General features: G+C 60.9%; 13 protein-coding genes and 4 tRNA genes. 3 read left to right on the top strand and 14 right to left on the bottom strand.

Annotated features, from left to right (window positions below):
• Positions 1-139: 139 nt before the first annotated feature.
• Positions 140-403 carry a hypothetical protein gene (locus ACP7CJ_RS20020; RefSeq protein WP_276194053.1) on the top strand — a complete coding sequence of 88 codons (264 nt, stop codon included), beginning with the start codon at positions 140-142 and terminating at the stop codon, positions 401-403.
• Positions 404-498: 95 nt separating this feature from the next.
• Positions 499-795: a hypothetical protein gene (locus tag ACP7CJ_RS20015; protein ID WP_426101253.1), complete on the top strand. Its 297-nt coding sequence runs from the start codon at positions 499-501 to the stop codon at positions 793-795.
• An 18-nt stretch (positions 796-813) separates the two neighbouring features.
• Here ACP7CJ_RS20015 and ACP7CJ_RS20010 read toward each other — a convergent pair whose 3' ends face one another.
• The 4 genes from ACP7CJ_RS20010 to ACP7CJ_RS19995 all read right to left on the bottom strand — a co-directional run bounded on the left by ACP7CJ_RS20010 (position 814) and on the right by ACP7CJ_RS19995 (position 3,979).
• Complete coding sequence (locus tag ACP7CJ_RS20010) at positions 814-1,491, bottom strand: HAD-IA family hydrolase (protein WP_426101251.1); 678 nt, start codon at positions 1,489-1,491, stop codon at positions 814-816.
• Between the two features lie 195 nt (positions 1,492-1,686).
• The gene (locus ACP7CJ_RS20005) at positions 1,687-2,637 is read right to left on the bottom strand and encodes a DUF979 domain-containing protein (RefSeq protein ID WP_426101249.1); all 951 of its coding nucleotides are present in this window, start codon (positions 2,635-2,637) and stop codon (positions 1,687-1,689) included.
• Positions 2,634-3,350, bottom strand: a complete 717-nt coding sequence (locus ACP7CJ_RS20000) for a DUF969 domain-containing protein (RefSeq protein ID WP_276194057.1) — start codon at positions 3,348-3,350, stop codon at positions 2,634-2,636. Before ACP7CJ_RS20000 ends, ACP7CJ_RS20005 begins: the two co-directional genes overlap by 4 nt.
• A gap of 552 nt (positions 3,351-3,902) precedes the next feature.
• Positions 3,903-3,979, bottom strand: a tRNA-Val gene (locus ACP7CJ_RS19995).
• Between the two features lie 184 nt (positions 3,980-4,163).
• Between ACP7CJ_RS19995 and ACP7CJ_RS19990 the strand changes: the two genes are divergently transcribed.
• Positions 4,164-5,447, top strand: a complete 1,284-nt coding sequence (locus ACP7CJ_RS19990; protein ID WP_276194058.1) for an NAD(P)/FAD-dependent oxidoreductase — start codon at positions 4,164-4,166, stop codon at positions 5,445-5,447.
• Positions 5,448-5,683: 236 nt separating this feature from the next.
• Here ACP7CJ_RS19990 and ACP7CJ_RS19985 read toward each other — a convergent pair.
• From ACP7CJ_RS19985 to accD, 10 genes are all read right to left on the bottom strand, one after another.
• Positions 5,684-5,760 (bottom strand) — tRNA-Asp (locus ACP7CJ_RS19985).
• 105 nt (positions 5,761-5,865) lie between these two features.
• Positions 5,866-5,942: transfer RNA gene (locus ACP7CJ_RS19980), tRNA-Asp, on the bottom strand.
• Positions 5,943-5,997: 55 nt separating this feature from the next.
• Positions 5,998-6,073, bottom strand: a tRNA-Val gene (locus tag ACP7CJ_RS19975).
• A 107-nt stretch (positions 6,074-6,180) separates the two neighbouring features.
• The gene (locus ACP7CJ_RS19970; RefSeq protein ID WP_426101391.1) at positions 6,181-6,945 is read right to left on the bottom strand and encodes an SDR family oxidoreductase; all 765 of its coding nucleotides are present in this window, start codon (positions 6,943-6,945) and stop codon (positions 6,181-6,183) included.
• Positions 6,946-6,956: 11 nt separating this feature from the next.
• Positions 6,957-8,168 (bottom strand): O-succinylhomoserine sulfhydrylase, encoded by a 1,212-nt coding sequence (locus ACP7CJ_RS19965; protein WP_276194059.1) that lies wholly within the window; start codon positions 8,166-8,168, stop codon positions 6,957-6,959.
• A 65-nt stretch (positions 8,169-8,233) separates the two neighbouring features.
• Positions 8,234-9,739: an amidophosphoribosyltransferase gene (purF, locus tag ACP7CJ_RS19960; RefSeq protein ID WP_276194060.1), complete on the bottom strand. Its 1,506-nt coding sequence runs from the start codon at positions 9,737-9,739 to the stop codon at positions 8,234-8,236.
• Between the two features lie 41 nt (positions 9,740-9,780).
• A complete protein-coding gene (locus ACP7CJ_RS19955) occupies positions 9,781-10,338 on the bottom strand; it encodes a CvpA family protein (protein ID WP_247403593.1) in 558 nt (185 codons plus the stop codon).
• Positions 10,339-10,595: 257 nt separating this feature from the next.
• Entirely contained in the window at positions 10,596-11,246 is a 651-nt protein-coding gene (locus tag ACP7CJ_RS19950) for an SPOR domain-containing protein (protein ID WP_276194061.1), read from the bottom strand.
• A complete protein-coding gene (folC, locus tag ACP7CJ_RS19945) occupies positions 11,230-12,537 on the bottom strand; it encodes a bifunctional tetrahydrofolate synthase/dihydrofolate synthase (RefSeq protein WP_426101247.1) in 1,308 nt (435 codons plus the stop codon). Before folC ends, ACP7CJ_RS19950 begins: the two co-directional genes overlap by 17 nt.
• Positions 12,534-13,454 (bottom strand): acetyl-CoA carboxylase, carboxyltransferase subunit beta, encoded by a 921-nt coding sequence (gene accD, locus ACP7CJ_RS19940; protein WP_276194063.1) that lies wholly within the window; start codon positions 13,452-13,454, stop codon positions 12,534-12,536. Before accD ends, folC begins: the two co-directional genes overlap by 4 nt.
• Positions 13,455-13,544: the final 90 nt, after the last annotated feature.

Below are 13,544 nucleotides of genomic sequence, written 5' to 3'. Positions count from 1 at the left end.
TTTTCGCGCTCAGCGTGTCCCGCCCCTTCATCGTCGCTGAAAGATGAAACTGTCATCACGCCCGGAACTTGTTGCATGATTCGCGGCCGAATCTCGTGAAACCCTCTTCCGCCATACGAGTGCACTCAGGAGCACATCGATGAGGCCTATCACGAAGCGACCCTTTGCCGCCCGTTCCTGGATGATCGCCCTGCTCATCGGGTTCGTCTTTGCGGGGTTGGAATGCGGTTTGAGATTCGAAATCAAAGGCATCTACGTCACCGATGTACCCTCGTGGCTGGACTTGACGCTGTTGCTCGGCGGCTACCTGTTTGTATTCTGCCTCAAGCCAATCCAGAAAACCGTCCAGCGCAAAATGTGCCAGCGCGCGGCTCTGGGGGGACACCGGAGAACTGCACGTTGATCGCCAATGCCTCGCTATCGGATCGTCGGTATTTACAGTCCCACCCCAGCACCTATGCTTGCCCTTGCCCGGTCAGTTGAAAGGCGCTGAAGCCGATGGACACCCTGAGCAAATCCCAAATCGAATCTGCACTGGCATCACGCTTACCCAGCTATAAGGTCGCCTGCACATTGCATACTGACGGCACCCTTTCAGCCATTCTCAGCGGCCCGAACACCGACCACTTCACAATCACCGGCATCGTGCGCGCGCACTATGGCGGCGAAGAAGCGATTGCCCGACTTGCCAACGAGATACTCAGGGAGATGGTGCTATCGCGCCAGGGGGTGAAAAGTTATCCGTTGCAGGTGCCCGGCGCACCAAGCACTTGCGAAGAAGGCCAGGGCCGGTAGTGGGCGCAGCCTTTCCTCTCAATCCATTCGGCGCTCGACGCGCAGCAAGCCTTCAGCGTCGCGCTGCACCTGAAACTGTTCATACCCGTCGATCGAAGCATGTGCCGTCACCATGAGGGTCAGGTGCGTCGAAGTCACAACCATCACGTCCGCGCCCGCCGCCTCCCCCGCTCGAATCCCCACCGTTGCATCTTCAAACACCAGGCAGTCCTGGGCCGCGACACCCAGACGCTGCGCGGCGAGCACATAGCAGGAGGGGTCGGGCTTGCCGTTGTCGACATCTTCGGCCGTCACCCACACAGCCGGCGGACTGATGCCCGCCGCCTGCAGGCGCCGTAGCGCCAACTCCCTGGGAGCGGACGTCACCAACCCCCATTGATCACCGGGCACACCGCTCAAGAACGCCACGGCGCCGGGAATCGCCACGACCCCTTCGACATCATTCAGCTCAGCCTCGGTGATCCATTGCGCCTCAGCCTCAGGGTCGACTCCGGGCAGCGCCTGACGCTTGATCGTATCGATCGCGCGGGCGCCATGAATGGTGGTCAGGAACGCCGCCACATCCAGGCCATGACGTTCAGCCCAGATACTCCAAACCCGTTCTGCAGCCGCAATGGAGTTGAGCAAGGTGCCGTCCATATCGAACAGGAAGGCGCGGTAACGCTGGGCAAATACAGCAGGACCGGGGATGGACACGGCGTGGCTTCCTTGTAGGCGACAAAAATAGGCCCGATGCAATCTACGGATCACCTCGGCGCTTGTAAACGCCAGCAGAGCTCCGGCGGCGGGACAGCGCACGCGACCCAACTGCCGCATAGCGTCCCACGACAGGTTCACGAGCTCTTGAGCGAAGGGCTTGAATCCGCCAGCAGTAAGGTGTGCATCCTGACCTCACATCAACAGATAAAGCAGGACAATATTGACCACCAGCATCATCAACGCGGTCGGCAACTGCGCCTTGATCACCGCGTTTTTGTCCGGCAGTTCCAGCAACGCTGCCGGCACAATATTGTAATTGGCCGCCATCGGGGTCATCAGCGTACCGCAATAGCCGGAAAACATACCGATCGCCGCCATCACCGCCGGGTTGCCACCGTAGATGCCGACCAGCACCGGCACGCCGACGCCGCCAGTCATCACCGGAAACGCGGCAAAGCCGTTACCCATGATTACCGTAAACAGCGCCATGCCCAGCACGTAAACCATCACCGCCACCAACTTGAAATCCAGGTTGATGTAAGTGGTGGTGACGTGGGCAACCGCAGTGCCGACCCCGGCCTCGTTGAACAGCAGCCCGAGCATTGCCAGCATCTGCGGCAGCACCATGGCCCAACCCAGGGCCTCGGTGAGGCGACGGGATTCGCGCAAGGCTTGCACCGGCGTATCGCGAGTCAGCCAGCAGGCCAGGCCCAGGGCAATCAGGCAGCCGATCCCCAGAGAGACGAACGTGGTGTTTTTCGGGTCCAGCAACGGTACGCCGCCGATCTCGGTGTGCTTGAGCAAGACCGAGCCAATCACCGTAGCCAGGGGAATCGCCAGCGCCGGGATAAACAACTTGTGGCCCAGGCGACCGGCACTCGCTCGAGACGCCTTGTCGTGCAATTGGGCATGGGTGCCACGCCCCACGCCACCCAAACCGGCGATCAACGCCATGACCACTACGCCCGCGCCGATCACCACCGACGGCAAGCGCTCCCCCGCCAGGAACGGAATGGCGAACAACAGCCAGAACAACGCGCTGGACCAGCGCTTGGGGTGGCTGCGATCGAGCAGGATCATGCCCCCAGTGATCAGCAACAACACACCGGCCAGCCAGTACAAGTATTGAATGGAAATGATCATTGCGCAGCCTCCACTGGCGTGGCGACGGCGGTCATCTCACGGGTCAATCGTCGATCGAACCGATGCAGGCGGACCGCGTGAATAATGAAGGCGCAGATCGCCGTAGGAATGCCCCACACCGCAATGTGCAGCGGCTCCACATCAATCCCCAAACCCAGCAGGAAGGTGTGCATCAACGCAATCGCACCAAACGCGACAAAGATGTCTTCGCCAAAAAACAGCCCGACGTTATCGGTGGCTGCACACATCGCCAACACCTTGTGACGCTGCTTGTCAGGCAGTTTGCCGTAGCGTTTTTCCGCCGCACCTTCAGCCATTGGCGCCAGCAGCGGTCGCACCATCTGCGGATGCCCGCCGAGACTGGTCAGCCCCATGGCCGCCGTCGACTCGCGCACAAACAGGTAAATAATCAGCAAGCGCCCGACCGTGGCACGTTCAAAACGCGCGATCCAGTTCTGCGCATGCAGGCGCAAGCCATGGCGTTCCAGCAAGCCGATCACCGCCAGGGGCAATAACAGGATCAATTGCAGGGCGCGAGTCTGAAGAAAGCCATTGCCCATGGTCGCGAGGATTTTTTCCAGCGGGAAATGGGCAGCCAACCCGGTGGCGATGGCGGCGGCGGTGACCACCAAGAGCGGATTGAAGCGCAAGACAAAGCCAACTACGATCACAAGCACGCCGATCAGCGGCCATAAGTTCACAACAGTTTGCATGGCGGTGAGGTCCTTTAACGCGCGCTGCGGCGCCAATGACAGCAGGATGTGAACAAAGGGTTCACAGCAGGAAGTGGCGTGCAGTCGGCTCGGTTTTTTATTGTTGACCTGGAAGGTCGAGCGTCGATGGCGGCAACTTTGCTGCCTGGGGGCGGGAGGTGTCCAACAAGAAAAATTGTTGCTGCAAACCAATAAATTTTGTGAGTGATTGCCTTGTGTCGGCCCGGCGTGAAGATTCTCATTCAGCCACTACACTCAACAAAGTAGCTGCACGGTTCGTGCACCGCTGCTCACGGTAATGTTACCGACAGGGAGGCAAGGCCCTATGTACGCCGGACAAACACATATGGAAACGTTCAATGGCGAGATTCTCGGCCAAATGTTCGTCCAAATCATCTGCCTGCTAGCGGTGGCTCAGCTTTTCTTCTGATCGCCCGCTTCATCGTCCGTCGTGAACGGGTGTGGCGAAGCTGTGCCAAAAATTCCAGACAACAAAAAAGGGCCCACCTTTCGGTGAGCCCTTCTAGACCGCCCAGCAGAGCGGATTTTGTTTGGTAGGCGCGATTGGACTCGAACCAACGACCCCCACCATGTCAAGGTGGTGCTCTAACCAACTGAGCTACGTGCCTGCTGTGAGGCGGCATTCTACGGAATTCCGGAGGGCTGTCAACATCTTTTTTGCAGCTAACCCTATGAATATGCGAATTTTTTATTTTCGGTCAGTACATCCGTATTTTTCGGGCGGCTGGCAGGCAATTTTCAACTCAGGTAGGATCCGGGCACTCGTAAAAAATATAAAACAGAGGCTCCAGGATGGCGAACACGCCCTACCCCCAGTCGTATTACGCCGCGTCCGCGAATGCGGTTCCGCCTCGCCCAGTACTGCAAGGTGAAGTCGAAACAGATGTTTGCGTGATTGGTGCCGGCTACACCGGCCTCTCAAGCGCGCTGTTTCTGCTGGAGAACGGTTTTCGCGTGACGGTCCTGGAGGCGGCAAAGGTGGGGTTTGGCGCGTCAGGCCGCAATGGCGGGCAGATCGTCAACAGCTACAGCCGCGATATCGATGTGATCGAGCGCAGCGTCGGGCCGAAGCAAGCGCAACTGCTGGGGCAAATGGCGTTCGAGGGCGGCAAGATCATTCGCGAGCGGGTGGCCAAGTATCAGATCCAGTGCGACCTGAAGGACGGCGGGGTATTTGCCGCACTGAACAGCAAGCACATGGACCACCTGGAGTCGCAGAAGCGCCTGTGGGAGCGTTACGGCCATACGCAACTGGAGTTGCTGGATGAGCGGCGCATCCTCGAGGTGGTGGCCTGTGACAATTACATCGGCGGCCTGCTGGACATGAGCGGCGGGCATATTCACCCGCTTAACCTGGCACTGGGCGAAGCGGCAGCCGTGGAGTCCCTCGGCGGTACGATTTATGAGCAGTCGGCGGCAGTGCGCATCGAGCGCGGCGCCAACCCGGTGGTCCACACCGCCGAGGGCAAGGTCCGGGCGAAGTTCATCATTGTCGCCGGCAATGCCTACCTGGGTAACCTCGTGCCAGAACTGGCGGCCAAGTCGATGCCGTGCGGCACACAAGTGATCACCACCGCGCCGCTGGGGGATGAGCTGGCCAAGACCCTATTGCCGCAAGACTACTGCGTCGAAGACTGCAACTACCTACTCGACTACTACCGCCTTACCAGCGACAAGCGCCTGATCTTCGGCGGTGGCGTGGTGTATGGCGCGCGGGACCCGGCGAATATCGAAGCGATCATCCGCCCAAAAATGCTCAAGGCTTTCCCGCAACTCAAGGACGTAAAGATCGATTACGCCTGGACAGGCAATTTCCTACTGACCCTGTCGCGCTTGCCGCAAGTCGGTCGCCTGGGCGACAACATCTATTACTCCCAAGGCTGCAGCGGCCACGGCGTAACGTACACACACCTGGCGGGCAAAGTACTGGCGGAGGCCCTTCGAGGCCAGGCAGAGCGTTTTGACGCGTTTGCCGACCTGCCGCACTACCCGTTCCCGGGCGGACAGCTATTGCGCACGCCGTTTGCCGCGATGGGCGCCTGGTATTACGGGCTGCGGGATAAGCTGGGGTTCTGATTGGGCGGCTTGCCTGGGATGCCGACACGGCGGACTCATGAAGAGGTCGAGTCGATGCCATCGCAGGCAAGCCAGCTCCCACGGGGATCGAGGCGGCTTGCAGAAACCTGCTGATCAGAGCCAAATCGCAGACACAAAAAACCCCGGTCTTTCGACCAGGGTCTTTGCTATCGGATCAAAGATAGCCAAAGGCTTTCTTTGTGCTGCAAGGCGTTCAGTGAGCCTTGAAGCAGATATGGCGCAGCGGACGGGACTCGAACCCGCGACCCCCGGCGTGACAGGCCGGTATTCTAACCGACTGAACTACCGCTGCGTATCGCTTGACCGGCTGAGCGTAAACCCTCAACCGTCTTTAAACATCTGATTGATCAGCCTTGGCTGTTCAATCTCAAGCTCGACACGTCGAACCTGGAAAATATGGCGCAGCGGACGGGACTCGAACCCGCGACCCCCGGCGTGACAGGCCGGTATTCTAACCGACTGAACTACCGCTGCGCGTCGGTGCAACCTTTAACGTTGCGTCTTGCCCAAAGGCAAAACTCTCAAGAAGTGGTGGGTGATGACGGGATCGAACCGCCGACCCTCTGCTTGTAAGGCAGATGCTCTCCCAGCTGAGCTAATCACCCTTTGCTTCGTTGAGGCCGCGAAATTTACGCAGATAGCGGACCTAAGTCAATAGCCTGCTTGAAGTTTTTCTGAAAAAGACAAAATTGCTTCAAGACGGCTACCCACCCTACTCGCTGTAAATCATCTTCTTGCTCATGCCACCGTCCACGACAAACTCTTGCCCGGTGACGAAGCCGGCCTGGCGCGACAGCAACCATGCCACCAGCGCCGCCACGTCCTCCACCGTGCCAACCCTACCCGCCGGATGCTGGGCGTGATCGGCGGCAGTCAACGGCTCTGCGCGACGGGCTGCCGGATCACGCGCATCGATCCAGCCAGGGCTGACGGCGTTGACCCGTACTTCCGGGCCAAGACTCATCGCCAAGGCATGCGTCAGGGCCAGCACGCCGCCCTTGCTCGCAGCGTAGGCTTCGGTGTCCGGCTCCGACTGCCAAGCCCGGGTCGACGCCAGGTTGACGATTGCACCGCCATGGGCACGCAGGTACGGCGCACAGTGCTTGGCCAGCAACATCGGGCCGGTGAGGTTCACCGCCAGCACGCGATTCCAGGAGGCCAGATCGAGGCTTTCCAAGGTGATATTACGCGGGTCAGCCACTGCAGCATTGCACACCAACGCATCCAGGCGTCCGAACTGCCCAAGCACTTCGGCGACGCCTTGGGCGACTTGTTTCTCGTCGGCCACGTCCATGGTGATAAACCAGGCATTCTCACCGAGCACCTTGGACACCGTGGAGCCGCGCTCGCGGTCCAGGTCGGCCAACACCACCTGCCAGCCCTCGCTGATCAGCCATGCAGCGATGCCCAGGCCAATGCCCCGGGCGGCACCCGTCACCAGCGCGACGCGCCCGTTACCGGCCGCAGCAGCGTCAATGGCCCACTCGATCACAAGGCTGCCAGCCCGCGAGCCAGGTCAGCCTGCAAGTCAGCCACGTCTTCGAGCCCTACCGCGACGCGGATCAAGCTGTCACGAATGCCCGCCGCTTCACGCTCCTGTGGCGCCAAGCGACCGTGGGACGTCGTGCTCGGGTGGGTAATGGTGGTCTTGCTGTCACCCAGGTTGGCCGTGATGGAGATCAGGCGCGTCGCATCGATAAAGCGCCAGGCGCCCTCTTTGCCGCCTTTCACTTCAAAACTCACCACGGCGCCGAAGCCACGCTGCTGGCGCTGGGCCAACGCGTGCTGCGGATGGCTCTTAAGACCGGCGTAATGAACCTTCTCGATACCGTCCTGCTGTTCCAGCCACTCGGCCAGCGCCTGGGCATTGGCGCAATGGGCCTTCATCCGCAGGCTGAGGGTTTCCAGGCCCTTGAGGAAGATCCACGCATTGAACGGGCTCAGGGTCGGGCCAGCAGTACGCAAGAACCCCACCACTTCTTTCATCTGCTCGCTGCGACCTGCCACCACCCCACCCATGCAACGGCCCTGGCCGTCGATGAACTTGGTCGCCGAATGCACGACAACGTCCGCGCCCAGCTTCAACGGCTGTTGCAGCGCCGGGGTGCAGAAGCAGTTGTCGACCACCAGCATGGCGCCTTTGGCATGCGCCACTTGCGAGAGCGCGGCGATATCCACCAACTCGGCCAGCGGGTTGGACGGCGACTCGACGAACAGCAGCTTGGTATTGGCTTTGATTGCCGCATCCCAGCCGCAAAGATCCGCCAAAGGCACGTAGTCCACTTCGATACCGAAGCGCTTGAAATACTTTTCGAACAGACTGATGGTTGAACCGAACACGCTGCGCGACACCAGCACATGGTCGCCAGCGCTGCACAGGCTCATCACCACCGCCAGGATCGCCGCCATGCCGGTCGCCGTGGCGACCGCCTGCTCAGCGCCTTCCAGTGCGGCGATACGCTCTTCGAACGCGCGCACGGTCGGGTTGGTGTAACGGGAATAGACGTTGCCCGGCACCTCACCGGCAAAACGCGCAGCGGCGTCAGCAGCAGTGCGGAACACGTAGCTGGAGGTGAAGAACATCGGATCACCGTGCTCACCTTCCGGCGTTCGGTGCTGGCCGGCGCGCACAGCCAGGGTATCGAAAGCTACGCCATCGAGGTCGCTGTCCAACCGACCGGCATCCCATTCCTGACTCATGCTGCGACTCCTTACTCAATTCTTTATTTAAGATACAAAACCGGCCCCTCAGGGCCGGTGTTTACTCAGTTGTTGTACAGATCGATGATCGCGCTGACCGCCTGGGTCTTGATCTTCGACGAGTCGTTGCGCGCCTGCTCGATCTTGTTCAGGTAAGCCTCATCGACATCACCGGTCACGTATTTACCGTCGAACACCGCGCAGTCGAACTGCTCGATCTTGACCTTGCCACCGCCGACCGCTTCGATCAGGTCGGAAAGGTCCTGATAGATCAGCCAATCGGCGCCGATCAGGTCGGCCACGTCCTGGGTCGTGCGGTTGTGGGCGATCAGTTCGTGGGCGCTCGGCATGTCGATGCCGTACACGTTCGGGTAACGCACGGCGGGCGCTGCGGAGCAGAAGTAGACGTTCTTGGCGCCGGCTTCGCGAGCCATCTGGATGATTTGCTTGCAGGTGGTGCCACGCACGATGGAGTCATCCACCAGCATCACATTCTTGCCGCGAAATTCCAGCTCGATGGCGTTGAGCTTCTGGCGTACCGACTTCTTGCGCGCCGCCTGGCCAGGCATGATGAACGTGCGACCGATGTAGCGGTTCTTGACGAAGCCTTCGCGGAACTTGACGCCCAGGTGGTTGGCCAGCTCCAGCGCGGCGGTACGGCTGGTGTCCGGGATCGGGATCACCACGTCGATATCGTGCTGAGGGCGCTCGCGCATGATCTTGTCGGCCAGCTTCTCGCCCATGCGCAGACGCGCCTTGTACACCGAAACACCGTCGATGATCGAATCCGGACGCGCCAGGTAGACGTGTTCGAAGATGCACGGGGTGAGTTTCGGTGCCACAGCGCACTGGCGAGTATGCAGCTTACCATCTTCGGTGATGTACACCGCTTCGCCCGGCGCCAGGTCGCGGATCAGGGTGAAGCCCAGCACGTCCAGGGACACGCTTTCGGAGGCGATCATGTACTCGACGCCTTCGTCGGTGTGACGCTGGCCGAACACGATCGGGCGGATGCCGTGCGGGTCGCGGAAACCGACGATGCCGTACCCGGTGACCATGGCCACTACCGCGTAACCACCGACGCAACGGTTATGCACGTCGGTCACGGCGGCAAACACGTCTTCTTCGGTCGGCTGCAGCTTGCCGCGCTGGGCCAGTTCGTGAGCGAACACGTTGAGCAGCACTTCCGAGTCGGAATTGGTGTTGACGTGACGCAGGTCAGATTCGTAAATCTCCTTGGCCAGTTGTTCAACGTTGGTCAGGTTACCGTTGTGCGCCAGGGTGATGCCGTAAGGCGAGTTGACGTAAAACGGTTGAGCTTCGGCCGAGGTCGAGCTACCGGCAGTCGGGTAACGCACATGGCCAATGCCCATGTGCCCGACGAGGCGCTGCATGTGACGTTGATGGAACACATCACGTACCAGGCCATTATCCTTGCGCAGGAATAACCGGCCGTCGTGGCTGGTCACAATACCGGCAGCGTCCTGGCCGCGGTGCTGGAGGACGGTTAGCGCGTCATACAGCGCCTGATTGACGTTCGACTTACCGACGATACCGACGATGCCACACATGCGACGCAACCCCTACTTAATGAATCTTGACTGAACACTGCTTACTGAGGCGTTTTGGCCGGTAAGAGGTGCTCCTTGAACGGAAGATCAGCGGGCATGCTGATCCCGCTGGCCAGCCACTGACTGCTCCACCCCAATATGAGGTTCTTGGACCAATCTGCAACCAATAGAAATTTTGGCACGAGTACCGACTCCTGCCACCACGAATCCTGCTGTACCGGCCCCAGGCTCAATAGCCCGACCGCCACGACCACCAGCAACGCGCCACGCGCAGCGCCGAAGGCCATGCCGAGAAATCGATCGGTCCCGGAGAGGCCGGTGACACGTATCAATTCGCCAATAAGATAATTGACCATTGCTCCCACCAGCAGCGTGGCGATGAACATGATGGCGCAGCCCGCGATGACGCGAGCCGAAGGTGTCTCGATGTATCCGCTCAGGTAGACCGACAGCGAACCGCCGAACATCCAGGCGACGACTCCTGCGATGATCCAGGTCAGCAACGACAGTGCTTCTTTTACGAAGCCGCGGCTTAGACTGATCAAAGCGGAGATGGCGACGATTGCGACGATCGCCCAATCAACCCAGGTAAATGGCACGGTGCAGCCTACGGACAGATAAGGCGGCGCATTTTAGCAGAGCGCCGGGCTATCGGTAAGCGGTGATTGCGGGTGCTTTGCAAATCAATAGTTTGTGACGATTCAAGCCCATTTCAAGCCCCACACAAAACCAAAGTGGGAGAGGGCTTGCTCCCGATGGCGGTGGATCAGTCAGCACAACCGATACTGATCGACCGCCATCGGGGGCAAGCCCCCTCCCACACTTGACTGCATTCCAAGCCTAGATCGGCGTGAACTCAGCCGCGCTCAGGCTGGAAACGCACCACAAAGCCATTGAGATTCTGCTGGCGACCCAGCAAGTCGCGCAGGCGGTCTGCCTCGGCACGCTCGATCAGCGGTCCGATAAACACGCGATTCTTGCCATCGGCGCTGCGGATGTAGGCGTTGTAACCTTGGCTGCGCAGTTTTTTCTGCAGGGCCTCGGCGCTTTCGCGATTGGCCAGGCTGGCCAGCTGGATCGACCAACTGATCGGCAGGCCATTCGGATCGATACGGCTCTGCCCCACGTCCGGCTTGCCCGGCGCGGCAGGTTGCGGCGCGACCGGCTTGGGCGCAGGCGCTGGCGCGGCAGGCTTGGCGGCGACAGCGGGCGCCGGCTTGGCCACAGGCACACTCGGCTGCACCGGCATCGACGGAGCCGGTTGCGCGGCCAGGTCCTCATCGGTCGGCACCGGCTCTTCAGGCAATGCCTGCGGCTCAGGCACCACCACCGGCTCAACCTGTACCTGAGGCACTGCCGGCGCCTGGGGCGATGCCGGAGCCTCGACAACCACCTGGCGCTGCTCATCCTGACGGGAAAACAGCATCGGCAGGAAAATCACCGCCAAGGCCACCAGCACCAGGGCGCCGACCATTCGCTGCTTGTATGCGCTATCCAGTAATGCCATGTGCAGCTTCCTCCGTGGAGCGCCGGGCCAACCATTCGAGCGCCTCGGCAACACAATAAAATGACCCGAACAACAGAATCTCGTCATCGGGCGTGGCAACCGCACACTGCGCTTCAAGGGCCGCAGTGACGCTTGCATATGACGTCACGCGCGCACCAAGGTTCTGCAAGGCAACCTCAAGCTCAGCGGCCGGCCGGCTGCGCGGCGTGTCCAGGGGCGCAACCGCCCAGGCCTGGACATTCGCCAGCAACGGCGCAACGACGCCCTCCAGATCCTTGTCGGCCAGCAAGCCGAACACCGCCAGGCGGCGACCGACCGGCGCTGTACGCGACAGGCGTTGCGCCAGGTATTCGGCGGCGTGGGGGTTGTGACCCACATCCAGCAGCAGGTTGAGGCGCTTGCCCTGCCAGTCGAAAGCACGGCGGTCCAGGCGCCCGACGATCCGCGTAGCCAGCAATGTACGAGCAATCTGCGCAGGGTCCCACGGCAGGCCCAGCAGCAGATAGGCCTGCAGGGCGAGCGCGGCGTTTTCCATCGGCAGGTTCAGCAGCGGCAGGTCATGCAGCTCCACGAGTTGGCCGCGCGCATCACGCCCGCGCCACTGCCAATGCTCAGCGCCCACTTCAAGATTGAACTCGCGCCCACGCAGAAAGAACGGGCAATCCAGCTCCCGCACCTTGTCCAGCAACGTCTGCGGCGGGTCCAGGTCACCGCACAGCGCAGGCCTGCCCTGACGGAAGATCCCGGCCTTTTCATAGGCCACGGACTCACGGGTATCACCCAGATAGTCGACATGGTCGACGCCAATGCTGGTGACCAGCGCCAGGTCGGCATCCACCACGTTGACCGTGTCCAGACGCCCGCCCAGGCCCACTTCAAGCACGACCACATCCAAGTGCGCCCGTTCGAACAGCCAGAACGCCGCCAGGGTGCCCATCTCGAAGTACGTCAGGGAAATCTCGCCGCGCCCGGCATCGAGCGCGGCAAAGGCTTCGCAAAGTTGCTCGTCAGTGGCTTCGACGCCATTGAGTTGCACTCGCTCGTTGTAGCGCAACAGGTGCGGCGAGCTGTACACGCCGACCCTCAGCCCTTGGGCCTGCAGCAGCGCTGCGACAAAGGCACAGGTCGAGCCTTTGCCGTTGGTGCCGGTCACCGTGATCACTCGCGGCGCCGGACGGCCCAACCCGAGGCGTGCCGCTACCTGTTGCGAGCGCTCCAGACCCATGTCGATGGCGCACGGATGCAACTGCTCAAGGTAGGCGAGCCATTCGCCCAGGGTACGTTGGGTCATAGGTTTGCAGGCACCGGCGGCACGACGATCGGTTCAACCTTCGGCGCGACGTAGACTGGCGTCGGCAGGCCCATCATTTGCGCGAGCAGGCTACCCAGGCGTGGACGCAGCTCGGCACGGGCAATGATCATGTCGATCGCGCCGTGCTCCAGCAGGAATTCGCTGCGCTGGAAGCCTTCCGGCAGTTTTTCACGAACGGTCTGCTCGATGACGCGCGGGCCGGCAAAGCCGATCAGGGCCTTGGGCTCGCCGACGATCACGTCGCCCAGCATCGCCAGGCTGGCAGACACACCACCGTACACCGGGTCGGTCAGCACGGAGATGAACGGGATACCCTCTTCCCGCAGACGCGCCAGCACCGCGGAGGTCTTGGCCATTTGCATCAGGGAGATCAGGGCTTCCTGCATGCGCGCACCACCGGAGGCGGAGAAGCAGATCATCGGGCAACGGTTTTCCAGGGCGTAGTTGGCAGCGCGCACAAAACGCTCACCGACGATGGCGCCCATGGAACCCCCCATGAAGGAGAATTCAAACGCCGACACCACCACCGGCATGCCCAGCAGCTTGCCGCTGATCGAAATCAGCGCGTCCTTCTCACCGGTCTGCTTCTGAGCAGCGGTCAGGCGATCCTTGTACTTCTTGCCGTCGCGGAACTTGAGGCGGTCAACCGGTTCCAGGTCGGCGCCCAGCTCGTTACGGCCGTCGGCGTCGAGAAAAATGTCGATGCGGGCGCGAGCGCCGATACGCATGTGGTGGTTGCACTTGGGGCAAACGTCCAGGGTCTTTTCCAGCTCCGGGCGGTACAGCACCGCGTCGCAGGATGGGCACTTGTGCCACAGACCTTCAGGAACCGAGCTTTTCTTCACCTCGGAACGCATGATCGAAGGGATCAGTTTGTCTACTAACCAGTTGCTCATGCTTTCTTTCTCCAGTACCGGTGGCTTGAACACAGCCCCGCGTATGCCCTTGAGCTAAATTCATATGTGGCAATGACACATGCTGGACGG

It is taken from the genome of Pseudomonas sp. PSPC3-2 (genome assembly GCF_049897085.1).
Lineage (GTDB): Bacteria > Pseudomonadota > Gammaproteobacteria > Pseudomonadales > Pseudomonadaceae > Aquipseudomonas > Aquipseudomonas paraveronii.
Note: the sequence above shows the minus strand (reverse complement) of the source record. Positions and strands in the feature narration are given on the sequence as shown.